Origin of the sequence: Thermolongibacillus altinsuensis (genome assembly GCF_004341205.1) — a bacterium.
Taxonomy (GTDB): domain Bacteria; phylum Bacillota; class Bacilli; order Bacillales; family Anoxybacillaceae; genus Thermolongibacillus; species Thermolongibacillus altinsuensis.
Genome location: NZ_SLUL01000001.1, coordinates 70,082 through 95,049, shown reverse-complemented (window position 1 = coordinate 95,049; position 24,968 = coordinate 70,082). Strand labels below are relative to the sequence as shown.

The following is a 24,968-nucleotide window of genomic DNA, read 5'->3' as shown; positions in this document are numbered from 1 at the left end:
TATGCTAATAAAAAAAGGCCACATACAGTGACCTTATCTTTTTCTTGCCTCTTCCAAGCGATGCGCGACATCATCCCAGTTTACAACATTCCACCAATTTTCAATGTAAGAGCTGCGCTCGTTTTTATACTGCAAATAATAGGCATGCTCCCAAACATCGAGTACAAGCAACGGAACGGTCGTCCATTGCGTTAAGTTTTGATGCTTTTCCGCCTGTAAAATTTCGAGCCGACGAGCCATTGGCGACCAAACGAGAAGCGCCCAACCGACTCCTTCCACACTTTTTGCCGCCTCCGTAAAATGTTTTTGAAATGCGTCAAAGCTGCCAAAATCGCGCTCGATTTGACGAAGCAATTCCCCTTTTGGCTTTCCTCCACCCTTTGGCTTCATATTTCTCCAAAAAATTGTGTGTAAATAATGTCCCGAGCCATGAAACGCCGCTTCGCGCTCCCAATGTTTTAAAAGGTCGTAATCGTTGGCCTCACGCGCTCGCTTCATCATTTTTTCTGCTTTATTTAACCCATCAACATAGCTTTGATGATGTTTCGTATGATGCAAGCGCATAATCTCCGCAGAAATAAATGGCTCAAGCGCATCGTAACGATACGGAAGCGGCGGCAACGTATGGCCGCCAATCGGCACCGCCTGGCGTTTCATTCGATTCTCCACTTCCATGTACAGATTCTCCACTTTTTGCTGAATGTGACGGACATCGCTCGCTTCCAGTTCAGCAATCAATTGTGCCAATTCCTTTTCTAAATCTTCCTCCTCGCGCACAAACGGTTCCATTTGTTCCGTCCATGCCCGCACTTCATCGATATATCGCTGCATACAAATTCCCCCGCATTTTTTTATCATCTCATCGTATGCCGCAACGACTTTTTTGTTGATAAAAAAAGAAGCTGAATGTCTCAGCTTCCTCATTGCGATTGAATCATTTTTGTTCGATAATCGGTCTCGTAAAATTCCAATTCCTCGCGCATCGCTTGGAAATCGCTCTCAAGCGAACGAAGCAATTGCTCAAGCGAAACGGGAACGCTCTGGCGAAACTTAATTGAATTTCGTCCGGTATATGCCGAGCGGCTATCTTCATACCATAAATCATGTTTTGGTGTAAAAAATTCAGCAATGCACGAATGATAAATTTTATAAAGTGTCATCTCCGCAGCCGCTTTACGGAACGGTTCTTCTTGTAAAACGATGCGGCATGCTTCAAGCCCTTCCTCGCAATAAACAACCAAGCGGCGCAAATCGCTTAAAAGCGCTTCGTAATAAGCGCGGTCGCCTGCCTGCTCCTCGAGCATTTGCGAAAGAGTTGTTTCATTCAAATAATGAGAAATCGCGTTCACCACTTTTTGCAAAAACTCTTTCACTTGCTTCGTTTGATTCAGTACGATCGTATTGCCCACAAAGGATTCCCCCTTTTTACGGTTGTGCAATAAACAAGAGCGGCGACTTCAATTCATAACCTTTTTTCGTTTCAAGCGCTTCGAAAACATCTTGTAAACGCTCAAACTGAAAATCGGCAAAATAGCTTCCAAATTGTTGTTCGTCATTGATATATACGCGCTTTCGCTGACGAAAAGCTGGATTTTTTAACAAGCAAACAAGAGCCACAATATCTTTAAAAAAGACGTCGCGCTCACCTACCTTGAAAAGCGGATCTTGCTCATACGGCGTCCATTTTGTAAACTGTTCATCAAAATAGCGCACATATAACACATGAAGCGTTCTTTCCGTCCCGTCATCATCAATAAACGTCACCTCGGAACGGTTAAAAAAGTCTTCTGACGTATTCGGCTGTGCTTTTTCTAATTCATAGCCTCGACATGCGACAATCTTCATCGCGACACCCCTTTTTATCAATCAAAAGATTACTTTTATATTACCATAAATTATGAATAATGCGAAAAGTTTTATAAAAATAAAAAGAAGGCGAGCTTTGTTTACTCGCCTACTGTCAACTGTTCGCTCAGTTTCTCAAAAAATAAATCGGCTTCTTTTTCTTCATCCTCTTCATTAAATTCCGGAAGCGGCGGCAATTCATCTAACGTCTTTAACCCAAAATAATCTAAAAACTCTTTCGTCGTTCCATACAAAATGGGTCTTCCTGTTCCTTCCGCTCGTCCGACTTCTTTAATAAGCGCTTTGGCTAAAAGCGTTTGAAGCGGCTTATCGCTTTTCACGCCGCGAATTTCTTCAATTTCCGCCCGCGTAATCGGCTGGCGATACGCGATGATCGCCAGCGTTTCAAGCGCGGCTTGGGACAAGGAAGAAGTCGTCGGTGACTCAACGAGCTTTTGCAAATAAGGGGCATATTCTTTTTTCGTTACAAGTTGAAGGGTCCCCGCCATTTCAACAAGCATAATTCCTCGTTCTTCCTGTTCATAAGCTTGTTTCAGCTGTTCGATTAATTCACTCACTTCTTCTTCGCTGATTTCTAACGCTGCAGCAATTTGTTTATGCGACAGCCCTTCCTCACCTGATGCAAATAAAAGCGCTTCAATGATCGCTTTTTTCTCCATCGTTCCTCACTGCTCCCTGCCGCTAAAATCGCCCCGTCATTTGGAATGAAAGAATAACGATGCCAAGAATCCAAACATAGACAGCGAATACTTTTAGCGAATGTTTCTTTAAATAATCGATCATCCATTTCACTGCCAAATAACCAAACACGGCTGATGATATTAAACCAATCATGAGCGAAGACATGCTAATTTGTTCGACATTCCCTTTTGCTAAATCGATCGATTGCAGCAAAATCGCTCCCACAATGGCTGGTGTCGACAATAGAAAAGAAAAATACGCCGCTGTTTCGCGATCCAGTTTCCGAATCAATGCCGCAACGATCGTTAATCCTGAACGGGAAATCGCTGGGAAAATAGCAGCAGCTTGAAACGTTCCAATCACAAACGCATCCATATATGTAATATCATCCATTCGCTTGTAACCATTTTTAATCGAATCGGCTGCCCAAAGAAAAATACCTGTAATTAAAAATTCCCAACCGATCGTAACACCTGTTTTTGAAATTTCTTCAAAATAATCTTTGAACAATACACCAACAACGACAGCAGGAATCGTTCCAATCACCAATAAAAAGGTGAGCTTGCTAAACGGATTTTTTATCACGTGGAGAAGCTCACGCTTATAAATGATAAATACAGCTACTAACGTTCCGATATGAAGCATCGTATCTAAAAACAAACCTGCTTCATCCAAGCCGAATAAATGTCGTCCTAAATATAAATGACCGGTGCTGCTAATGGGCAAAAACTCTGTCAATCCTTGAATCAATCCTAAAATAAACGCTTCAATCTTAGACATCTTTTTCTCCTCACTTTCTCAACGAAATATACAAATCAGCAAAATTGTTTTCCTGTTCAATGATAATTTGTTTTCGCTTCATTAATTCGAGAATCGCTAAAAATGTGACAACGATATGTTCGCGGTCATAATATGGAAATAAATCATAAAAATTTTTTCGCTGTCCGCTTTGCAGCTGTTGCAAAATTTCTTCCATTCTTCGTTCAATTGGAATTTCTTGGCGCGCCACTTTCGTATGAAGCGGTTTTTGCAATTTTTTGCGGCGCAGCAATTTTGCCAAAGCGCCAAGCATATCATACAAATCGACATCAAGCGGAGGAAACGATTTCGCTTCAACATATGCGCTCAAATCGCTCGGCGGTTTCGTAAATAAAAGCGCCCGCTCTTCTTCGCGCTTGCGCAACTCTTTCGCCGCTTCTTTAAATTTTTTGTACTCAAGCAATTGCTGCATTAACTGCTCGCGAGGATCTTCCTCCTCGACCAACACATCATCGTCCAATGCCTCTTCTTCATGCTTTGGTAAAAGCATTTTACTTTTTATTTCTAACAACGTTGCCGCCATAACCAAATATTCGCTCGCCACATCTAACTGCAATTCTTGCATCGCATGAATGTACGCCATGTATTGTTCTGTGATTTGTGCGACAGGGATGTCATAAATATCAATTTCGTAGCGATGAATTAAATGCAGTAACAAATCGAGCGGCCCTTCAAACGATTCAAGTTTCACATGATATTGCACGCTTTACCCCACCTTTACCGCTAAAGACTAGTATAATACAATTCATCTCATTATGGTACAATTAATAAATAGCTTCATTGAAAAAAAGGGGGAGCATTTGTTGTATCCACAAGCTTATATCGACTATCTCGTCTATTTTCATGGCGATCGCGATTATTTTGAATGTCATGAAATACTAGAAGAACATTGGAAAAAAAGCGGTGAACGAGTCTGGATTGGACTCATTCAATTGGCGGTCGCGTTTTATCATGAACGGCGCGGCAATCGAAACGGAGCAAAACGATTGCTTGAAAAAGCGATTCGCCTTCTCACCGCTGAAAAAGAAGCGATTCGTTCCTTAGGGCTCGATGAGGAAAAATTACTTGCGCTTTTAGTCACACGACAAAAAGACATTGAAGCAAACGTTCCGTACAAAGATGTCGAACTTCCGTTTCGCGACCAACATCTAAAAAAAAGATGCGAACTCGCTTGCAGTGGACGTTTCGGGCAACCGAGCGATATGACGAACGCCTTTCTCATTCATAAACATATGTTGCGCGATCGAAGCGACGTCATTGCCGAGCGCGAGCGTCAAAAGCAAAAAAAACAACAGGGACGCTGATGCATCCCTGTCACTGTTCACATTTATCCAAAAAAGCTGCAATCATGTCATTCGCACACAGTTTTTTTTCAGGATAAAGGTCTTTCAACGCCTTGACCATTTGCTTTCCGATTCCTTGATGGCGATGGGACGGATTGACGCTAATATGCTGAACTTCAACGGCATCTTCGCGAATGATGACACCGATAATTCCGATAAAATCTTCATCCTCTTTCCATAAAAACAGCTGCCAGTCATCGTTCGCTTCATAGTTTTTCATCGTTTGTTGTAGATGTTTTAAATCTTTTTCCGTCGGCATAAATGACAAAAGACCCATTGCAATTTTCTCATAGTTTTTTCGATAGCGAATCAGCATAAACAATCCCTCATTATCGACAAGACTTTTCTTTAGCTACTTCTAATTAGCTATTATAAACGTTCTTGTCGTTTTTTTAAACCTCTTTTAAGAAAATGTGCGCATGACATTCGCCATTTCTATCGCACTGACGGCTGCTTCCCATCCTTTATTTCCTGCTTTTGTCCCAGCTCGCTCAATCGCTTGCTCGATCGTATCGGTCGTTAGCACGCCAAAAATGACCGGAACCCCCGAAGAAAGTGCCGCCTGTGACGTTCCTTTCGCTACTTCATTGCATACATAGTCATAATGGCTCGTCGCTCCGCGAATGACCGCTCCAAGCGTAATGATGGCATCATACTTTTTCGATTCTGCCATTTTTTTCGCCACAAGCGGAATTTCAAACGCTCCAGGCACCCATGCGACTTCGATGTCCTCTTCCGAAACACCGTGACGCTTTAAACCATCAAGCGCACCGGAAAGCAATTTGCTCGTAATAAATTCGTTAAAACGTGCCACCACAATGCCGATTTTTAAACCTGTGCCAACTAAATTTCCTTCGTATACTTTCATCGTTTCATTCCCCCTTTTAAAAATGCAACAAATGTCCTAGTTTTTCATATTTTGTTCGCAAATAGCGTTCATTTTCGCGCCTTGCTGGCATTTGGAGCGGAACGCGCTCAACGACTTCCAAACCATACCCTTTCAAGCCCGCGATTTTGCGCGGATTATTCGTAAGCAGTCGCATTTTCGTCACGCCTAAATCTTTTAAAATTTGCGCCCCTATTCCATAGTCGCGCAAATCAGGCGCAAAGCCAAGTTTTTCATTTGCTTCCACTGTATCATACCCTTGTTCCTGCAACTTATAAGCGCGCAGCTTATTTAGCAATCCAATGCCGCGTCCTTCTTGACGCATGTATAAAAGAATACCGCGTCCTTCTTCTTCAATTTGCTTTAGCGCCGCATGAAGCTGCGGACCGCAGTCGCAACGGTGCGATCCAAACACATCGCCCGTCAAACACTCCGAATGAACGCGCACTAAAATCGGTTCATCAGGAATGACTTCCCCTTTGACGATCGCTAAATGCTCTTTTCCATCGAGCGTATTCGAATAGCCGATGACTTTAAATTCGCCGAAATCGGTTGGAAGCGTAATTTCGACTTCCCGCTTCACCAATTTTTCTTTCCGATTGCGATAAGCGATTAAATCTTTGATCGTAATCATTTTCATATCAAATTGTTCGGCTATTTTTTGCAAATCTGGAACGCGCGCCATCGTGCCATCGTCTTTAATAATTTCGCAAATGACGCCCGCTGGCTTCGCACCGCAAAGCTGCGCCAAATCAACCGCTGCCTCCGTATGTCCTGCTCGGCGCAACACCCCGCCTTTTTTAGCGACAAGCGGGAAAACATGACCAGGTCGTTTAAAATCGCTCGCTTTCGCTTCTGGATTGAGCAGCTCTTGAATCGTTCGCGCACGCTCGAAGGCGCTAATGCCCGTCGTCGTTGACTTATGATCAATGCTCACTGTAAAAGCCGTTCCGTGCGAATCCGTATTATGATTAACCATCGGCGTTAAATCGAGACGTTCCGCCAGTTCTTCCGTAATCGGCACGCACACGAGCCCGCGGCCGTGCGTAATCATAAAATTGATCACTTCCGGTGTTGCTTTTTCGGCAAGCGCAACAAAATCTCCTTCATTTTCACGATCTTCATCGTCGCAAACAATAATAATTTTTCCCTGCATTAAATCGTAAATCGCTTCTTCAATGGAATGAAACATCGTACTCCCTCCTTTACTTAAAATCACTTAAATCCATGTTTTTCCAAGAAGTCAAGCGTGATCGTTTCCTCTTTTTTTCCGCTTACAAATTGCTCAACATATTTTCCGATGATGTCACATTCAATATTCACGATATCGCCGACTTTCTTTTCTCCTAAAATCGTTGCTTCGCGCGTATGCGGAATGAGCGAAATCGTAAACGTTTCATCGGTCAAGCCAAAAATCGTTAAGCTCGTTCCATCAACGGCGACGGAACCTTTTAAAATCATATACTTACGCAATTCGCGCGGCACTTTAATGTCGTAATATACCGCATTCGCCACAGGCTGCTTACGAACAATTTCTCCGATGCCATCAACATGTCCGGAGACAAAATGACCGCCGAATCTTCCGTTTGCTGCCATCGCTCGCTCTAAATTGACTTTCGCCCCGCGCGTTAATGTGCGCAACGAAGTCGCCTTTACCGTCTCAGGCATAACATCGACGGTGAACGAGCGATCCGTAAACGACGTCACAGTTAAACATACGCCGTTCACAGCAATACTGTCGCCGAGCTGAACGTCTTCTAGCACTTTGCGGGCGCCAATCGTAAACACCATCGCCTCGCCTGTTTGCTTGATTTGTTCTACGGTTCCGACTTCTTCAATAATCCCTGTAAACATCGACATCATCCTTTAGCCACAATTTTGATATCTGGACCGATTGTTTCGACCTGCTTAATCTGTAAAGACATTACTTCCGCCATATGCGCAAATCCGCTTCCGCCGACCGGCGAAGGAGCCTCTTTTCCGCCAATGAATTTCGGCGCGATATACGCGATCACTTGTTGAAACGCTTTAGCGGCAACAAAGCTTCCATGCACCGCTGCTCCGCCTTCGACAAACAGTGACATCACCTTTTTTTCGCCGAGCACCTTTAAAAGCGACGGAATCGTAATAGACGCTTCATTCATTTGAATGATTTGCACATTTTTTTCACGGTATGGCGCCATTTGCGCTTCGGTTACTTCACTTCCGACAACGATCCACGTCGGAGTTTCTCCGTCACGAACGACTTTTGCTTCAAGCGGAGTGCGCAAACGCGTATCTAAAATGATGCGAATCGGATTTTTTCCGCCGTCGCCAAGACGCACCGTCAAGCTTGGATCATCGGCAAGCACCGTTTCCACTCCGACTAAAATCGCATCGTGCGCGCGGCGATAACGATGCACATCTCGCCGGGCCTCCTCGGACGTAATCCATTTGCTTTCCCCTGTTTTTGTGGCAATTTTTCCATCTAAACTCATCGCATACTTTAACGTTACATACGGCGTTTTTGTTGAAATATAATGGAAAAACATTTCGTTTAATTCATCCGCTTCTTCTTTGAGCACGCCAACATCGACGGCAATGCCTGCCTGACGCAATTTCGCAATTCCTTTTCCCGCCACAAGCGGATTTGGATCCGTTGTGGCAACGACAACCCGTCTCACTTCTTTTTCAATGAGCAAATCCGCACACGGCGGCGTTTTGCCGTAATGGCTGCACGGTTCAAGCGTCACATACACCGTTGCCCCTTTCGCTTTCTCGCCTGCCATGCGCAACGCATGCACTTCCGCATGCGGCTCGCCCGCTTTTAAATGAGTGCCAAATCCGACAATTTCTCCGTCTTTGACAACGACCGCACCGACAACAGGGTTAGGCGATGTTTGTCCGACCGCTGCTTGCGCCAGCTGCAAAGCAAAGCGCATATATTGTTCATCGTTCATCCATTCACCGCCTTTCTTTACTAAAAATAAAAACCCTAGGAAATAAGTCCTAGGGCAGATGTATGTAAAGATCGCCTTTTTTTTGCATAGCAAAAATAACCCAACGTCGCGTAACATGTTTCGAAAAACATAGCGAACGTGAGTTTTCGGCAATCCTTCTCCCATCCAGACTATACTGTCGGCTCCGGAATTTCACCGGATCGTGCCTATACGGCTCGCGGGCTGAGAAACGTTTTTCGTTTCATCACCGCCGGTCGGGAATTTCACCCTGCCCCGAAGGATTGAATATATTTCATTTTTCTATCATTATATCACAATACAAACAAATGTCCATCATTTAGCAATGAACAGCCAATACACAAGTCCCCACACCAAACTGGCACCGAGCAAAATGAAAAACAAAATCCAATTCTTCTTCATTTTGTCCCATCCTTTCAAAAAAGCTTAACAGAACGCATCTGTTAAGCTTTTTCCTTTACTCTTCCCATACTTTTACTTCTTTCATGACATCGCCGTTTTTCATCGCTTTCACAACATCCATCCCCGATGTTACTTGGCCGAATACAGTATGTACACCGTCTAAATGCGGCTGCGGTTCATGACAAATAAAAAATTGACAGCTTCCTGTATCACGGCCGCGATGAGCCATGGACATTGCACCTTCAATATGTTTATGAGGATTCCCATCCGTTTCGCATGGAATCGTGTAACCCGCATCGCCTGTTCCGTTGCCGCGCGGGCATCCCCCTTGGCTCACAAATCCCGGAATGACGCGGTGAAACGTTAATCCGTCATAAAATCCTTCGTTTGCTAATTTTTCGAAATTTTTAACCGTGATCGGCGCTTCATTCGGAAACAGTTCAAATTCGATTTTTTCTCCGCTGTCCATTAAAATATAACCTTTTTTCACCATTGAAACCTTCGCCACCTTTCTAACGTAAAAACAAATGCTCTTTCATTTTACTACATTTCGCTTCTATCTTCACGAAAATGTTTGTACAATGAAAAATGAATCCATAATAAAGGAGTGTGATGACATGAAGAAATTATCGCTTTTATTCATAGCTATGCTTTTTCTTTTTCCAACGATCAGCGCCGCTGACGCTGTTGAAGGAGACGTCATTGTGACGCTTGGCGAAAACTTGACGGAGCAACAAAAACAACAAGTTTTGAAAGAAATGAACGCGCCGGAAAATGCCGAAATCATTACCGTCTCGAACGCCGAAGAACATAAATATCTCGGCGACGTCATTCCGAAAGGACAAATTGGCACAAAAGCCATTTCATCTTCCATGATTACGATCGGTGCACCTGGTTCAGGATTGGAAGTGGAAACGAACAACATTAACTGGGTAACAAAAGAAATGTACATGAATGCCCTCATTACCGCAGGAGTGAAAGACGCGAAAATCTATATCACCGCTCCGTTTCCTGTCTCTGGAACGGCAGCATTAACCGGCTTGATGAAAGCATATGAAGTGTCTTCCGACAAAGTCATTCCAGATGAAGTGAAAAAAGTAGCCAACGAGGAAATGGTGAAAACAGCGCAGCTCGGCAAATCGATCGGAAACGATCAAGCGGTCGCTCTTCTTGCAGGAATTAAGGAAGAAATCGCTAAAAACGCTCCGAAAACAGATGAGGACTTGCGCGCGATTATTGAGCGCGTCGCTAAAGATTTAGGCATTACGTTAACCGAAGACGAAATCAACAGCTTAATTTCGCTTTTCAACAAAATGAAAAATGCAAACATTGATTGGAATCAAGTGAACGATCAGCTTGCGAAAGCAAAAGACCAACTCTCTGCTTTCCTTCAATCGGAAGAAGGTCAAACGTTTATGCAACGCATCGCCGATATTTTAAGAGAGATTTGGAATGCCATTAAATCAGCGTTTATTTCAGGATCAAAACTGTAAATTACGCAAAAAAGGGGGAATCCCCCTTTTTTTTATGTAAATGCACTCGGTTCATCATGTCATGATTAAGCTTTTTGCCGTTCGCATGCCGAGGCGGCAAGAAAACTCTTGCCGCCTATGGCAGAAAAGCGGTCTTCTATTATGCTGAGATATGTCAGAAGCTTTATTCATCGCCATATTAATGAAAGATAACATAAATTTCCTAATATATTCACCCATTCATTTAAGCACAATAACAATCGAGCACATTTTACTGCATCAAACATATAAGGACGGTGTGACGGTTTGCAATTACCACCAAGCGTTTACCATACATTTGTTCGGCCAAAATGGTTCACAAAAAAATATATCCAAAATCATATACAGCAACATTTCGATTTTGCAAATAAAAAAGTACTAGATTTCGGTGCAGGCACTGGAGCAAACTGTACGCTCTCCTCTCCAGAACATTATTTCGGAATCGATCCAGACAAAAGGCGAATCGATTTTGCTCAAAAAAAATATCCGCAATATCGCTTTGGCTCGTTTTCTGGAAATGAAATCCCTGCTGATGATCAAAGTTTTGATTTCATTTTAATTATAGCTGTTCTGCATCACATTCCACCTGAACAAATCACGAACTACATCAAGGAATTTAAAAGGGTTTTAAAAGCAGATGGGAAAGTGGTTGCCATAGAGCCTTGTTTTTTCGAAAATAGCCACATCAGCAATTGGTTTATGAAACGTTACGACAAAGGTGAATATATACGAAATGAGGATGAGTATATAAAATACTTTACCGCAGGGGATTTTCAATGCACGGTTTTAAAGAAATTCAAAAAATGTTTCTTTTACAACGAACTTTACTTTACCGCATTCCTTTCGTAATCTACATTCACGGTTTTACACCATCAATTCCCTCTAACCATCTCACTTGTTTTTCTCTATAATTGACATAGGAGAAAGGGATTCATATAGGAGGAAAATATGATGGTGATCATCTTTTTCATTATAGTTATAGTTGCCTTTATACTGCTGTTTTATAAGACATATAAAAATACACATAAACTTATTTTAAATAAAGTTCATCTATCTTTGGACACATCAGGCGATCCTTCGCCAAACACCTTTACGGTTTTACAAATTTCCGATATGCATCTTGAGAAAATTTCCATTTCACCAAAGCAGCTTTATCATAGATTGAAAGATGAAAAAATTGATTTAATTGCGCTTACAGGTGATTATTTAGATAAAAAACAAAGCATTCCAAAACTGATTCCTTATTTAAAAGTCTTTAATCAGTTAGATGCCAAATACGGGATCTATGCTGTGTTTGGGAATCACGATTACAAATTAAAACAAGCGGATTTTGATCAACTCAAAAAAACATTAAAGAAATATGGTTGCAAAACATTGCAAAATGAAAATGAAACGATTGTCATTGAAGGAAGACCGGTCAATATTATTGGAATTGATGATTTTTATACAAATAGAAGCGATTTAAATCAAGCATTTTCCGGGGCCAAAAGGGGTTTTCATTTAGTCTTAACCCATGATCCAAGCATTGTCCTTCAAATGAAAAAATTTCCTTTCGATTACCTCTTATCCGGTCATTTTCACGGCGGACAAATTCATTGGCCTAAGCCTTACCATCTTGCTAAGATGGCGAAAAAAATGTTGAAAATGAACATGATTAAAGGTTTGCATTTTTATAATGGAAAGCCGTTCTATATCAGCGAAGGATTGGGACAAACGTTGATCAATATTCGCGTCGGCAGTCGTCCAGAGATTACGTTGCATCATATTCCATTAACAAATATAAAAGAAAAGACTCTAACAGCCGTTTCATGTTAGAGTCTTTTTCTCATTTCACTTATTCACTTTCGTCTTCAACGGCACATCCAAACGCACTAAATCTTCATACGTTTCACGGCGAATGACGAGCTGGGCTTCGCCATTTTCCACAAACACAACAGCAGGACGCGGCAAACGATTGTAATTGTTTGCCATCGCATAGCCGTATGCACCGGTACAAAATACCGCCAAATAATCCCCAGCCTCTGCTTTTGGAAGCGGTAAATCCCAAATGAGCATATCGCCTGATTCACAGCACTTTCCGGCGATCGAGACAACTTCTTCTTTTTCATCGAGAACGCGATTCGCAAGCACCGCCTCGTATTTGGCCTCATAAAGAGCGGGACGAATGTTGTCGCTCATTCCTCCATCAACAGCAACATATTGACGGATGTTTGGCACTTCTTTGCGCGAACCGATCGAATAAATCGTCGTCCCCGCATCTCCAACAAGCGAGCGTCCCGGCTCAATCCAAATTTCTGGCATTGGGAGCGAAAACATCTCAACGTCTCGCTTCACTTCCTGAATAATTTCTTCGACATATTGTTCAGGCGCTAACGGATCATCCTCGCTCGTATAGCGAATGCCAAAACCACCGCCAAGGTTGACCACTTCAGCGACAAAGCGATATTGATCACGCCATGCAGCTAATTTTTCAAATAGTTTTTTCGCCGCAAGCACAAAGCCGGTTGCCTCAAAAATTTGCGAACCGATATGACAATGGATGCCAAGCACTTGCAGATGCGGAGAAGCGAGCGCTTGCTTGAGCGCCTCATCCGCTTGACCGTTATGCAAATCAAATCCAAACTTTGAATCTTCTTGCCCCGTTAAAATGTAATCGTGCGTATGAGCTTCAATTCCCGGCGTAACCCGAAGCAAAATCGGCGTTTTTCGTTCAAACTCCCGACTTAACTGCTCTAAAAGCGACAGCTCATAAAAGTTATCAACGACGATGCAGCCAATGCCTGCACGAAGCGCCATTTCCAATTCTTCCCGACTTTTATTGTTGCCATGAAAATGAATGCGCTCAACAGGAAAACCGGCTTTCAGAGCTGTATACAACTCTCCGCCTGAAACGACATCGAGCGACAATCCTTCTTCTGCCATCAGTTGAACGATCGCAATCGCGGAAAATGCTTTGCTCGCATAAGCGACTTGTGCACGAAGTCCGTGCTTTTCAAACGTTTGTTTAAATGCACGAGCGCGCTTGCGAATGAGCGCAACATCGTACACGTAAAGCGGTGTGCCATACGTTTTTGCCAGTTCAATGGTATCGACTCCACCGATTTCTAAATGCCCCCGTTCATTAACTCGACTCGTTCCATGAAACATCTTTCGTCTTCCTCTCCTCTTGATGATCAATCGTACAAAATAATTAAGGAAAACTTACCATAATTAGCACGATGTTTCAACCTTTTTTTATGTCGGTTGTTTTTGGCGGTTTTGCGGATGAACGATGCTTGGACGAATCGACGAACCTGCGACGGAACGACGGACAAGAATTTGCATAAACGCTCCTGGATCAAACGGAATAAACGGCCACAAATAAGGCGTATTGAGCGAACGGATGTTAACAAGAAAAAGAACATACGCAGTCACACCGATCATAAATCCGGGCACGCCAAACGCAGCAATCACAATCAGCAAAATAAGCCGGGAAATTTTATTTGCAACACTTAATTCATAGCTTGGCGTTGCGAATGAGCCGATGGCGGCAATTGAAACATATAAAATGACTTCAGGAACAAACAAACCGACATTAATTGCAATTTCCCCTATTAACGCTGCCGCAATTAAGCCCATCGCCGTCGATAGCGGCGTCGGTGTATGAATGGCAGCCATGCGTAAAAACTCAATCCCAATATCGGCGATTAACAGTTGCACCAAAATTGGAATGTTCGCTTTTTCATTCGGACCGATATATGCTAAATTTTTCGGCAACAACGAAGGTTCTAAAACGAATAAAGACCAAAGCGGCAACAAAAAGAGCGAAGCGATAATGCCGAAAAAACGAACCCAACGGACAAACGTTCCAACTGCGGGTGACTGCCGATACTCTTCCGCATGTTGTACATGATGAAAATACGTCGTTGGCGTAATAATGACGCTTGGTGATGTATCGACCATCACAAGAACATGCCCTTCTAACAAATGATTCGCCGCCACATCGGGACGCTCCGTATAGCGAACGAGCGGATACGGATTGTATCCTTGCTTTACTAAAAATTCCTCAACGGTTTTATCCGCCATCGTCAATCCGTCAATTTCAATTTCTTGAAGCTCTTTTTTAATGAGTTCGACAAGCCCAGGATTGGCCACATCTTGAATGTAAGCAATGCAAACGTCCGTCTTCGAACGTTCCCCGATTTGAAGCATTTCAAAACGCAGCCGTTCATCGCGAATGCGGCGACGTGTCAGCGCCGTGTTCACAATAATATTTTCTACATATCCATCGCGTGCTCCGCGCACCACCTTTTCCGTATCTGGTTCTTCAGGCTGTCTTCCTGGATAGCTGCGCACATCGACAGCAAATGCCGTCGTTTCTCCTTCAATGAATAGGAGAATGAGCCCTGTTAATAAAAAATCAACCGCTTCATCTAAATTTTCAATAGGGTTGACTTGTTGGTGCACAAGCCGATTTTCAATAACCGTTTTCACCTTCGAAGTCTGGCGTTCACGATCATTGGCCTCAACAAGAATTTCAAGCAACTTAATAATATACTGCGTATCGCAAAGACCGTTGCAATAGTAAAGATGCACATCCGTTTTTAAAACTTTTAATTTGCGAACACCTAAATCAAAACTCGTTCCAACGCCAATCGCATCTTTGAAAAATTGTTCATTTTCTTTCAAATTCGATGAAATTGGAATGTGATTTTGTACAGGCATCGTATCCACTCCTTTCCAAAATGAGTTCAATTGCTTTTTTCGTAATCGGGGAGCCGAAGCGAATGTGATCGCGATACCCCATTTTTCCAATATCACCGATCCCGATAATGATCGGGATCGGCAATTGATCTAAACAATCAACCGTATCTCCGCTCACTCGCTTCAATTCCCACTCACGAATCCCCTCTTTATCGACGCCATACTCCGTTAATTCCCCGTCGCGATCGATACATACATCCACTTTTGTCCACTCGCGGTGGCGCGTATGTGAGGCAACCGCAATCGCTCCTAACACTTCAATTTGTTCATGTGTGGCCACATAGCGAAGCGCTCGCTCTCCCGCACCTTCTCCGACAATGCCGCTGTCATCAAACATAACCAATACCGGATCATAAGGAGTTTGCAAAATCAGTTGCACTAACTGTTCTCCCGTTAACAGCGATGGATTGCCTTGCGAGAGGCTAATGCATCGACCGCCAAACTGTTTGGCCATCTCTTCAAGCGTTCGTTTCACATACTCATCGCCATCGGTCACTAAAATGACTTTTCTTTTTTGCATTCATTTTTGCCCCCTTGGCTTAAACATGAGCGCCGTTAAAAAAGCAACGAAAACAGGAAAAGAAAAAAAGAAAACGGCGGCGGCAAAATGCTCATTCCTCACTCCTTCGGCACACGCATGCCCCAGGTGAACAAGCGTAGTCCTTACACCTGCTCCCGCCCATGTTTGCACATCGTCATACCACCCGAACGTTTCGATGATGACGCCGAGTACAACAAAACTGCTCATCACACGAACAAACGACCATTTCACCAGATCAAGCAATAGCTGCCCGATCAAACAAAGCGCTCCGCCAACGAAAAAAGCAGAAACGTAAGCATCCATCATCTACTCACCGCTTCAATCGCCACTGCATGAGCAATCGATGGAATCGTTTGTTTTTGTTTGATCATCGTTGGGCTAAACAATGCACCTGTGGCGACTATCAACATGTTCTTCACCTTTCCTCTTTTCATTTCATTGAATAAATGACCATACGTGACAACAGCACAGCACGCACAACCGCTGCCGCCTGCAAACGCGTTTTGCTCCGAATGATAAATCATCACACCGCAATCGCGGTAACGTTCGCCAACTTCCAATCCTTCCTCTTTCAACATTTGCTTAGCGATGATGCTTCCGACTTTCCCTAAATCTCCAGTTACGATGAGATCATATGCTCGTTCATCCAATTGAAGATCAAAAAAATGTTGGCGAATCGTATCGACCGCTGCCGGTGCCATCGCTGTTCCCATATTAAGCGGATTGTCGCTGCCGCCATCGATCACTTTCCCCGCGGTCGCAGCGCGAATCCGGAATGGAGAAGGTTGCTTACTAACAAGCGCAGCGGCTCCGCCTGTCACCGTCCAAGCCGCGCTGTTGGCCTTTTGCACCCCTAATGTCGTCGGAAACCGAAACTGCCGCTCTGCTGCTCCATAATGGCTGCTTGTCGCTGTTAACACGCGGCGCGCAAATTGCCCATCGATAAGCATCGCCCCGATTAACAGTGCTTCCATCACCGTTGAACAAGCACCAAAAACGCCTAAAAAAGGGAAACCCATCTCTCGAGCGACATAATTGGCCGTAACATTTTGATTTAACAAATCTCCTGCCACAAAAAAATCAATCGCTTCCTTTCTTACGTTTGCTTTTTCCAAACAAACTTCAATCGCTTCTTTCATTAATTGTCGCTCCGCAAGCTCCCAACTAGGTTGTTCACAATACAGATCTTCATACGTTCGATCAAATTGATGCCTTAGCGGACCTTCCCCTTCTTTCGGCCCGACGACTGTTCCTGTCTCTTCAATATAAATGTCGTTTTCAAATAACCACGTTTGTTTGCCAGTCAACTTCATTCATTTCCCCCTCTATAAAAATAGTGACGCGATGTATGTAGCGACAACAGCTGTTACAACGATGCTTCCTCCAACGTGAAACACATGTTCACTCAATCCTTCCTTTCGATATTCCAACGCTGAACTTGTCCAAATGTTCGCTAAGCTCGTCATCGGTACCAATGCGCCCGCACCTGAAAATTGAGTCATTTTTCGATAGAAGCCAGAAGGGGTAAAAAGGGCGGCTGCCACCATTAGCGTTCCATTCACCCAGCGCACCGCTTGCTCTCCTTCCATTGAAAAAAAGAAGCGATACGCATCCATAAGCAATTGTGCGAACAAACAGATTAACCCACCGACAATGAACGCTTTCATCGCATTCATCACGTATGGCACAGATGGTTGAAACGGTTGAGCAATGCTTTCATACGTTTTTTTCTGCATAGCCTTCACCTTCCGTTAATGATCAACAAAATAAAGCCAATGAAACAACGAACCGACCACTTTGCCAAACACAACCGCCATTAATAAAACAACAATTTGATCGGAAACACCCATACGCTTCGCTAAAATCGGGAAGACATTCAATACTTCCGTTAACGCCGCAGCAAGCATCCCGACAAACACACCGCTAAATAATCCGAGCGGTATGAGGACATATGGGGTTAAAAACAAGAGCGGATCACGTAAACTCACCCAACCTCCACATATTGCACCAAGGATCACTCCCCATTCATAGGCCGCAATTAATTTCATCGTCTTCGTCAATTGAGTGATGCGCGGAATCACGCCAAGAACTGTTAAAAAGGCAACAAATCCAGCCCCTACCGCCAATCCGCCTGAAAATCCGACAAAAATCGTAAGAAAATGACTAATCATCCTCGATTCGCCTCATCGCTTCTTTGTTCTCATGCATAATGACATATTGATCAAGCGATTGTTGATATTGAAACATCTCCACTTCTAACGGACTAGGCTCTTCATTGATTCGCTTGCGGAAAAAATGGTTAAAAAATAAAATCATGCCAATTCCCAAACCTAATGAATACGGAATTTGAAACCAAAGCGGCTTTGCCTCCTTTTCACCCGTTATGATGCGATACAAACGTTGTTGCACTTGCTGCATGCTTACATCTTCATGAAAATTCATAACCGCAAGCGCGGAACCGACAAAAAGAAGCAACCAAACAAGCGCAAAATAAAGAAAAGAAAGACGCTTTTTTTCATATACGACTTCAACAATCGTTTGTGATGGTCCGACCGTTTGAACATCCACATTCGGAAAATGGCGAACAATGGCTTTCATCACATGCATCACATCGATAATCACAATGTTGCGGTCTCGCTTTTGTACGGTATAAAGCGGAATGTCCTTTAAGCGGCACATAAGCGCATCATCAACCGTTACCATTTGTGCAATATCCCTAATGAATACCGTTGCATTCGGATATACTTGAATACGATGACGCAACTTCAAAAATACCGTTTGTTCCATCTCTTCCCCCCACCTTACTTCTTCCTCTCTTTGACATGTAGTATGAGATAAGAAAGAAAGAGGTATACATAAAAAAATCCCAAACAGATGTTATTCATCCATTCGGGATTTCATTTGCTGTAAAATTTTTTTTTCTAATCGCGAAACCTGTACTTGAGAGATGCCTAATCTAGATGCCACTTCTGATTGTGTCTGATCTTTATAGTAACGCAAATAGACAATTAATCGTTCACGATCATCAAGCTCTTCCATTGCTTTTTTAAGCGCAATTTTATTAAACCATACATCCTCCTGTTGATCCGCAATTTGATCAAGAAGTGTAATTGGATCCCCATCATTTTCATATACCGTTTCATGAATGGAAGTTGGCGAGCGTATTGCTTCTTGAGCAAGAACAACGTCTTCAGGAGAAATCGCTAAAAATTCCGCAATCTCAATAACGGTAGGCACACGACCATATTTTTTTGCCAATTCATCTTTTGCTTTCCGAATTTTATTGCCCATTTCCTTTAATGAACGGCTCACTTTTACCGAACCATCGTCACGAATGAAGCGCTGAATTTCACCGATAATCATCGGCACAGCATATGTGGAAAATTTTACATCATACGATAAATCAAATTTATCAACCGACTTCATTAATCCGATACAGCCGATTTGAAACAAATCTTCCGCTTCATAACCACGGTTTAAAAAACGTTGCACAACCGACCAAACGAGGCGCATATTTTTTTGAACAATCTCATCTCTCGCCTCTTGATCTCCTTCTTGACTACGCTTAATGAGCTCTTTTACCTCATGGTCTTTTAAATACGTTTGTACCTCGACATCCATAGGCATGTCTCCCTTAATTGCATAGCGCTTTGCTTTTCGTTAAATACTTAATGAGTTCAACCGTCGTTCCTTTATTCACTTCTGAATGAATGCGTACTTCATCCATAAAATTTTCCATAATCGTAAATCCCATTCCGGAGCGTTCAAGTTCTGGCTTTGTCGTAAACAACGGTTGACGAGCTTCTTCAACGTCAACAATTCCTTTTCCCTCATCGCGAATCGTTAAACGAACAGCATGATCTTCTAACACAACAGAAATGTAAACAATGCCATTTGGATCGTTTTCATACCCGTGAATAATCGCATTGGTAACCGCTTCTGAAACAACCGTTTTAATTTCTGTCAACTCATCCATCGTCGGATCTAACTGAGCAACAAAAGCAGCAACCGTCACGCGCGCAAACGATTCATTTTGACTGAGCGCAGAAAACTGGAGGTGCATTTCGTTTCGCATTTATGCCACCCCCAACGTTTGCAATGCAAATTGTTCATCCGTTTCTAAACGAATGATTTTAAACAGTCCGGACATATCAAACAATCGTTTGATCGATGGCGAAACAGAGCAAACCACCATTTCTCCACCAATTCTTTTAATTTGTTTATATCTTCCTAAAATGACACCTAATCCAGAACTGTCCATAAACGTTAATTGTTCCAAATTTAAAATGATGTGACGTACATTTTCTTTTTCCAATACTTCTGTTACGTGCAAACGCAACTCTTCCGCCGTATGATGATCCAGTTCACCAGCCAGCCGAATGAGCAAAACATCTTGTTTGACTTCTAATTGAATCGATAGACTCACTGTTACTTCCTCCTTATCCATTTGGATAAGAAAGGTTTCGCTCCAAAGCCAAAGCAATCCTTCTTAACGACAAAACTAGTGTTCATTCGCTACATTTCGTCATGATGATCGTGAAAATGATCCAAACATGCGTTTAAAAAGCTGCCAAAAATTCGCTTCTCCTACATCCTCTTTTGCGATCAGCGGACTTTTCGTAATCGTCGTTCCGTCTTTTTTCAACACTAGTGTGCCGAGCACATCTCCTTTTTTCACCGGTGCTTTCACATTTTTTGATATGTTCCATGATTTTTCAATTTTTTCGACCGATTCACCTTTTTTTGTTAACACCGAAATTGGCTCCGATGTAACAACCTTTACTTCTTTCTTCTTTCCTTTGCTCACTTTAACCGTTGTGATTGTTTCTCCTCTTTTATAAAGAGGATGCGTTTCGTAATGACTAAACGCATAATCGAGCATTTTCGTAATTTGAGCATTGCGCTCTTTCGGTGTCGGTGCGCCAAATACAACGGCAATGACGCGCATATTTCCTTTTTTCGCTGTCGCTGTTAAACAATATTTTGCTTCGCTCGTATATCCTGTTTTTAATCCGTCAACGCCCGTATAAAATTTGACAAGACGGTTCGTGTTCACAAGCCAAAATTTTTTATCCGTATTTTCCCGTAAATAGTCTTCATATTGACCTGTATACTTTGTAATAAGTTCATATTTTAATAACTCTTTCGCCATAATTGCCATATCATAAGCGGTGCTGTAATGGTCTTTTGCTGGCAATCCCGTCGGATTTTGAAAAGATGTGTTTTTCAAACCGAGTTGTTTTGCTTTTTCATTCATCATTTGCACAAACGTTTCTTCCGATCCCGCAATTCGCTCCGCAAGCGCGACAGATGCGTCGTTTCCAGAACCGATAGCGATCCCTTTTAATAAATCATTAACGGTCATTTCCTCTCCTGCTTCAAGAAAAATTTGTGAACCGCCCATCGATGCCGCATATTCACTTGCCCGTACTTTTTCATTTAACTTCAATTTTCCCTGATCAAGCGCTTCCATAATAAGAAGCATCGTCATAATTTTCGTCATGCTCGCTGGCGGCAATTTTTCATGGGCGTTTTTTTCATACAAAATCATTCCCGTATCACGCTCAATTAAAATCGCCGATTTTGCATCACGGACTAATTCCACTTTTGGTTCTTGTGCATAAGCAGGCACAATGGGAATCCATAATAACATGATCACAAATAAGCTAATAGCAAATCGCTTCATCTCCAACCCCTCCATTCTTTATACATGCCATCTTTTCCAATTTTTCTTTTTTTATACATAAAAAAAAACAGAGGGACAATCGTCCCTCTGTTTTACGAAATTTTATCATAAATTAATGTTGGTGCTTGAACTGGAGTAGAAGAAATTTTAATGTTTTCATACAACTTTTGTTTCACATGATCGATCTGTTCGCTGTTGCTGTAAATCGTAACGAGCGATTCGCCTTTTTTCACCGCATCGCCAACTTTTTTGCGAAGCACTAAACCGACTGCTAAATCGATTGTCGATTCTTTCGTTGCTCGACCAGCACCGAGCCACATTGCTGCTGTTCCAACCGCATCAGCCACAATTTCAGATACGTAACCATCTTCTTTCGCTTCAAGTTCGATCACGTATTTTGCTTGCGGCAATTTGCTTGGATCATCAACAACAGAAGCATCGCCGCCTTGCGCCGCTAAGAACTTTTTAAACGTTTCAAGCGCTGAACCGTCTTTCATCGCTTTTTCTAACATTTGACGTGCTTCTTCAAGCGATGAAGCTTTTTCCGCTAGGTAAACCATATGGCTTCCGAGCACTAAGCAAAGCTCTTGTAAATCTTTTGGACCTTCTCCTTTTAACGTGTCAATCGCTTCTTTCACTTCAAGCGCGTTACCGACCGCATAACCGAGCGGCTGGCTCATGTCAGAGATGATCGCCATCGTTTTACGTCCAACGCGATTGCCGATATCGACCATCGCTTTTGCCAACGCTTTTGCATCGTCTAATTCTTTCATAAACGCTCCTGCGCCAGTTTTTACGTCAAGAACAATCGCATCCGCGCCTGCGGCAATCTTTTTGCTCATGATTGAAGAAGCGATGAGCGGAATGCTGTTGACCGTTGCTGTCACGTCACGAAGTGCATACAATTTTTTATCCGCTGGCGTTAAATCTCCTGTTTGCCCAATGACCGCTAGTTTATTTTTATTTACTAATTCAATGAACTCATCATTGCTGATTTCTACGTGGAAACCTGGTACAGACTCTAACTTATCAATCGTTCCACCCGTATGACCTAAGCCGCGGCCGGACATTTTTGCAACTGGCACACCGACAGAGGCAACAAGCGGACCAAGAACGAGCGTCGTTGTATCACCCACACCGCCAGTGGAATGCTTATCAACTTTAATCCCTTCAATTTTAGAAAGGTCAATCGTTTCACCGGAATGAACCATCGCCATCGTTAATGCTGCTGTTTCTTCCTCAGTCATCCCGCGGAAGAAAATCGCCATTGCGAGCGCGCTCATTTGATAATCAGGAATATCACCTTTTGTATAACCTTCAATAATAAAGTTAATCTCCTCTGTTGTTAACGCATGTCCATCTCGTTTTTTCTCAATTAAATCAACCATTCTCATTGTTTGTCACCTTCTCCTCTTTTATTTTGCTGCCATTTCGCGAACAATCGCTTTTACAAATCGCAAAAAGTCCGCTTTTACTTTTTCGGTTGTTTCAATCACTTCATCGTGTGTTAATGGCTGATCTAAAATGCCTGCAGCCATGTTCGAAATACAAGAAATTCCTAATACTTCCATATTCGCATGACGAGCGACGATCACTTCTGGAACCGTTGACATGCCGACCGCATCGCCACCGATCGCGCGAATCATGCGAATTTCTGCTGGCGTTTCATATGATGGTCCTGTATTGGCGACATATACACCTTCTTGCACTTTTAGGTTTAGACGGGCCGCGACGTCTTTTGCTAGCTGTCTTAATCGTTTGCTATACGCTTCCGTCATATCTGGGAAACGAACGCCAAGCTCTGGATCATTCGGACCGATGAGCGGATTTCCTCCCATATTGTTAATATGATCGGAAATAATCATTAAATCGCCAGGTTGGAATGATTCATTAACGCCCCCAGCGGCATTCGTAACGATTAATTGCGTCACGCCTAACGCTTTCATCACACGAACAGGGAACGTCACTTTGTCAAAGCTGTACCCTTCATAGTAATGGAAACGGCCTTGCATCGCTAAAACAGTCGCACCTTCTAATTGACCGTACACTAATTGTCCTGCATGACCTTCAACGGTTGAAACCGGGAAGCCTGGAATATCGCCATACGGAATTTTTATCGCCTGTTCGATTTCATCTGCCAACACACCAAGGCCTGAACCGAGAATCAACCCAATTTGTGGCGGAGTTGAAAATTTTTCTTTTAAAAATTGTGCGGCTTGTTCAATCGCTGCTCGATTCATTTGTGTTCCTCCTTACTTTAATTCCGCTAAAAAACTTGTTCCGTATTTTGGCATTTTCACGTTAAAGTTCTCAGCAATTGTGGCTCCAACATCGGCAAATGTTTCGCGAAGCGGCAATTCTTTTCCGCCATTCATGCTTGGGCTGTACACAAGAAGCGGTACGTATTCACGCGTATGGTCTGTTCCGTGATGAATAGGGTCGTTGCCATGGTCAGCTGTAATGATCAGCAAATCGTCTTCTTTTAATCGTTCAAACACTTCTGGAAGTCTAGCGTCAAACTCTTCAAGCGCATCTCCATAACCTTTTGGATCGCGGCGATGGCCATACATGGCGTCAAAGTCAACAAGGTTGACAAAGCTTAAGCCTGTGAAATCCATTTTTAACGTATCGACTAATTTATCCATTCCGTCCATGTTCGATTTTGTGCGAAGTGCTTTCGTAACTCCTTCATTATCGTAAATGTCGGAAATTTTTCCGATCGCAATGACGTCGTAACCAGCATCTTGCAATTCGTTCATGACCGTGCGGCCGAACGGTTTCAATGCGTAGTCATGACGATTCGCTGTACGTTGGAAATTGCCTGGTGTTCCGATGAACGGGCGAGCGATAACGCGACCGACCATGTATTTTTCGTCTAGCGTTAGTTCACGCGCAATTTTACAAATGCGATACAATTCATCAAGTGGAATGATTTCTTCATGTGCTGCAATTTGCAATACCGAATCCGCTGACGTATAGACGATCAACGCACCTGTTTCCATATGCTCTTTTCCAAGCTCTTCGATAATCGCCGTTCCGCTTGCTGGTTTGTTCCCGATCACTTTTCGCCCTGTCCGCTTTTCAAGTTCATCGATTAACTCTTGCGGGAATCCTTCAGGGAACACTTGGAATGGCGTATCGATTCTCAACCCCATTAACTCCCAATGCCCTGTCATCGTATCTTTTCCAGCTGACGCTTCTTTCATTTTTGTGTAGTACGCCATCGGCTTTTCTGCCTTTGGAATTCCTTTAATTTCACGAATGTTGCTTAAACCGAGCTTCGCCATGTTCGGCATGTTCAAGCCGCCGCGATGCTCCGCAATATGTCCAAGCGTATCTGCCCCTTTATCGTTATATTTTTCAGCATCAGGAGCTTCCCCAATTCCGACTGAATCCATCACAATTAAAAAAACACGTTTATAACGTTTATATGTAGAGCTCACTTTTTTACCTCCTCATTAAAAATTCATCATTTCGTAGCATACCCTCATCGCCGAAAATCACACATTTTTATTACTCGTCAGAAGTCTGAC

The 24,968-nt window shown here is 43.0% G+C and carries 31 protein-coding genes and 1 riboswitch; of the genes, 4 read left to right on the top strand and 27 right to left on the bottom strand.

What is annotated here, in order from left to right:
* Positions 1–33 precede the first annotated feature (33 nt).
* From EDD69_RS00510 to EDD69_RS00485, 6 genes are all read right to left on the bottom strand, one after another.
* On the bottom strand, positions 34–831 hold the full coding sequence (locus EDD69_RS00510; protein WP_132947013.1) for a superoxide dismutase: 798 nt from the start codon (positions 829–831) through the stop codon (positions 34–36).
* Positions 832–920: 89 nt separating this feature from the next.
* Entirely contained in the window at positions 921–1,409 is a 489-nt protein-coding gene (locus EDD69_RS00505) for a YpuI family protein (RefSeq protein ID WP_132947012.1), read from the bottom strand.
* Positions 1,410–1,425: 16 nt separating this feature from the next.
* Positions 1,426–1,845: a hypothetical protein gene (locus EDD69_RS00500; protein WP_132947011.1), complete on the bottom strand. Its 420-nt coding sequence runs from the start codon at positions 1,843–1,845 to the stop codon at positions 1,426–1,428.
* Between the two features lie 101 nt (positions 1,846–1,946).
* Positions 1,947–2,525 (bottom strand): SMC-Scp complex subunit ScpB, encoded by a 579-nt coding sequence (scpB, locus tag EDD69_RS00495; RefSeq protein WP_132947010.1) that lies wholly within the window; start codon positions 2,523–2,525, stop codon positions 1,947–1,949.
* A 22-nt stretch (positions 2,526–2,547) separates the two neighbouring features.
* Entirely contained in the window at positions 2,548–3,327 is a 780-nt protein-coding gene (locus tag EDD69_RS00490; RefSeq protein WP_132947009.1) for an undecaprenyl-diphosphate phosphatase, read from the bottom strand.
* A 10-nt stretch (positions 3,328–3,337) separates the two neighbouring features.
* Positions 3,338–4,069, bottom strand: coding sequence for a segregation/condensation protein A (locus EDD69_RS00485; protein ID WP_132947008.1), 732 nt, complete (start codon positions 4,067–4,069; stop codon positions 3,338–3,340).
* 100 nt (positions 4,070–4,169) lie between these two features.
* On the opposite strand from EDD69_RS00485, the gene EDD69_RS00480 reads away from it, so the two are divergent.
* Positions 4,170–4,670 carry a DUF309 domain-containing protein gene (locus EDD69_RS00480; protein ID WP_132947007.1) on the top strand — a complete coding sequence of 167 codons (501 nt, stop codon included), beginning with the start codon at positions 4,170–4,172 and terminating at the stop codon, positions 4,668–4,670.
* Positions 4,671–4,680: 10 nt separating this feature from the next.
* Here the strand turns inward: EDD69_RS00480 and EDD69_RS00475 are convergent, their stop codons facing one another.
* From EDD69_RS00475 to EDD69_RS00450, 6 genes are all read right to left on the bottom strand, one after another.
* Positions 4,681–5,025, bottom strand: a complete 345-nt coding sequence (locus tag EDD69_RS00475) for a GNAT family N-acetyltransferase (protein ID WP_132947006.1) — start codon at positions 5,023–5,025, stop codon at positions 4,681–4,683.
* Between the two features lie 87 nt (positions 5,026–5,112).
* Positions 5,113–5,577 carry a 6,7-dimethyl-8-ribityllumazine synthase gene (gene ribH, locus EDD69_RS00470; RefSeq protein WP_132947005.1) on the bottom strand — a complete coding sequence of 155 codons (465 nt, stop codon included), beginning with the start codon at positions 5,575–5,577 and terminating at the stop codon, positions 5,113–5,115.
* 16 nt (positions 5,578–5,593) lie between these two features.
* Positions 5,594–6,787, bottom strand: a complete 1,194-nt coding sequence (locus EDD69_RS00465) for a bifunctional 3,4-dihydroxy-2-butanone-4-phosphate synthase/GTP cyclohydrolase II (RefSeq protein WP_132947004.1) — start codon at positions 6,785–6,787, stop codon at positions 5,594–5,596.
* Positions 6,788–6,810: 23 nt separating this feature from the next.
* A complete protein-coding gene (gene ribE / locus EDD69_RS00460) occupies positions 6,811–7,449 on the bottom strand; it encodes a riboflavin synthase (RefSeq protein WP_132947003.1) in 639 nt (212 codons plus the stop codon).
* A 5-nt stretch (positions 7,450–7,454) separates the two neighbouring features.
* Positions 7,455–8,534, bottom strand: a complete 1,080-nt coding sequence (gene ribD / locus EDD69_RS00455; protein WP_132947002.1) for a bifunctional diaminohydroxyphosphoribosylaminopyrimidine deaminase/5-amino-6-(5-phosphoribosylamino)uracil reductase RibD — start codon at positions 8,532–8,534, stop codon at positions 7,455–7,457.
* A 149-nt stretch (positions 8,535–8,683) separates the two neighbouring features.
* Positions 8,684–8,819: riboswitch (FMN riboswitch) on the bottom strand.
* A 190-nt stretch (positions 8,820–9,009) separates the two neighbouring features.
* Positions 9,010–9,447: a peptidylprolyl isomerase gene (locus EDD69_RS00450; RefSeq protein ID WP_132947001.1), complete on the bottom strand. Its 438-nt coding sequence runs from the start codon at positions 9,445–9,447 to the stop codon at positions 9,010–9,012.
* 124 nt (positions 9,448–9,571) lie between these two features.
* Between EDD69_RS00450 and EDD69_RS00445 the strand changes: the two genes are divergently transcribed.
* The 3 genes from EDD69_RS00445 (at position 9,572) to EDD69_RS00435 (ending at position 12,280) form a co-directional block, all read left to right on the top strand.
* Complete coding sequence (locus tag EDD69_RS00445) at positions 9,572–10,447, top strand: DUF1002 domain-containing protein (RefSeq protein WP_132947000.1); 876 nt, start codon at positions 9,572–9,574, stop codon at positions 10,445–10,447.
* 285 nt (positions 10,448–10,732) lie between these two features.
* The gene (locus tag EDD69_RS00440) at positions 10,733–11,314 is read left to right on the top strand and encodes a class I SAM-dependent methyltransferase (RefSeq protein WP_132946999.1); all 582 of its coding nucleotides are present in this window, start codon (positions 10,733–10,735) and stop codon (positions 11,312–11,314) included.
* A 102-nt stretch (positions 11,315–11,416) separates the two neighbouring features.
* On the top strand, positions 11,417–12,280 hold the full coding sequence (locus EDD69_RS00435) for a metallophosphoesterase (protein ID WP_132946998.1): 864 nt from the start codon (positions 11,417–11,419) through the stop codon (positions 12,278–12,280).
* Between the two features lie 15 nt (positions 12,281–12,295).
* Here the strand turns inward: EDD69_RS00435 and lysA are convergent, their stop codons facing one another.
* The 15 genes from lysA to deoB all read right to left on the bottom strand — a co-directional run bounded on the left by lysA (position 12,296) and on the right by deoB (position 24,878).
* Complete coding sequence (gene lysA / locus EDD69_RS00430; RefSeq protein ID WP_132946997.1) at positions 12,296–13,612, bottom strand: diaminopimelate decarboxylase; 1,317 nt, start codon at positions 13,610–13,612, stop codon at positions 12,296–12,298.
* 87 nt (positions 13,613–13,699) lie between these two features.
* Positions 13,700–15,169 (bottom strand): spore germination protein, encoded by a 1,470-nt coding sequence (locus EDD69_RS00425; protein WP_132946996.1) that lies wholly within the window; start codon positions 15,167–15,169, stop codon positions 13,700–13,702.
* Complete coding sequence (gene spoVAEA, locus EDD69_RS00420) at positions 15,120–15,728, bottom strand: stage V sporulation protein SpoVABEA (protein WP_132946995.1); 609 nt, start codon at positions 15,726–15,728, stop codon at positions 15,120–15,122. Before spoVAEA ends, EDD69_RS00425 begins: the two co-directional genes overlap by 50 nt.
* Entirely contained in the window at positions 15,729–16,052 is a 324-nt protein-coding gene (locus EDD69_RS00415; protein ID WP_132946994.1) for a SpoVA/SpoVAEb family sporulation membrane protein, read from the bottom strand.
* Positions 16,052–17,062 (bottom strand): stage V sporulation protein AD, encoded by a 1,011-nt coding sequence (gene spoVAD, locus EDD69_RS00410; protein WP_132946993.1) that lies wholly within the window; start codon positions 17,060–17,062, stop codon positions 16,052–16,054. The genes EDD69_RS00415 and spoVAD overlap by 1 nt, the downstream gene beginning before the upstream one ends.
* Before the next feature lie 12 nt (positions 17,063–17,074).
* The gene (locus EDD69_RS00405; protein WP_243643001.1) at positions 17,075–17,485 is read right to left on the bottom strand and encodes a SpoVA/SpoVAEb family sporulation membrane protein; all 411 of its coding nucleotides are present in this window, start codon (positions 17,483–17,485) and stop codon (positions 17,075–17,077) included.
* Between the two features lie 15 nt (positions 17,486–17,500).
* The gene (locus EDD69_RS00400; protein ID WP_132946992.1) at positions 17,501–17,920 is read right to left on the bottom strand and encodes a stage V sporulation protein AB; all 420 of its coding nucleotides are present in this window, start codon (positions 17,918–17,920) and stop codon (positions 17,501–17,503) included.
* Positions 17,913–18,536, bottom strand: a complete 624-nt coding sequence (locus tag EDD69_RS00395; RefSeq protein WP_132946991.1) for a stage V sporulation protein AA — start codon at positions 18,534–18,536, stop codon at positions 17,913–17,915. The genes EDD69_RS00400 and EDD69_RS00395 overlap by 8 nt, the downstream gene beginning before the upstream one ends.
* A gap of 90 nt (positions 18,537–18,626) precedes the next feature.
* Entirely contained in the window at positions 18,627–19,370 is a 744-nt protein-coding gene (gene sigF, locus EDD69_RS00390; protein WP_132946990.1) for an RNA polymerase sporulation sigma factor SigF, read from the bottom strand.
* Positions 19,371–19,383: 13 nt separating this feature from the next.
* Positions 19,384–19,824, bottom strand: a complete 441-nt coding sequence (gene spoIIAB, locus EDD69_RS00385) for an anti-sigma F factor (RefSeq protein ID WP_132946989.1) — start codon at positions 19,822–19,824, stop codon at positions 19,384–19,386.
* A complete protein-coding gene (gene spoIIAA / locus EDD69_RS00380) occupies positions 19,825–20,175 on the bottom strand; it encodes an anti-sigma F factor antagonist (RefSeq protein WP_132946988.1) in 351 nt (116 codons plus the stop codon).
* A 99-nt stretch (positions 20,176–20,274) separates the two neighbouring features.
* On the bottom strand, positions 20,275–21,435 hold the full coding sequence (locus tag EDD69_RS00375; RefSeq protein WP_132946987.1) for a D-alanyl-D-alanine carboxypeptidase family protein: 1,161 nt from the start codon (positions 21,433–21,435) through the stop codon (positions 20,275–20,277).
* Between the two features lie 92 nt (positions 21,436–21,527).
* Entirely contained in the window at positions 21,528–22,829 is a 1,302-nt protein-coding gene (locus tag EDD69_RS00370) for a pyrimidine-nucleoside phosphorylase (RefSeq protein WP_132946986.1), read from the bottom strand.
* A gap of 21 nt (positions 22,830–22,850) precedes the next feature.
* Positions 22,851–23,675, bottom strand: coding sequence for a purine-nucleoside phosphorylase (locus tag EDD69_RS00365; protein ID WP_132946985.1), 825 nt, complete (start codon positions 23,673–23,675; stop codon positions 22,851–22,853).
* Between the two features lie 12 nt (positions 23,676–23,687).
* Positions 23,688–24,878, bottom strand: a complete 1,191-nt coding sequence (gene deoB, locus EDD69_RS00360) for a phosphopentomutase (RefSeq protein ID WP_279388117.1) — start codon at positions 24,876–24,878, stop codon at positions 23,688–23,690.
* Positions 24,879–24,968: the final 90 nt, after the last annotated feature.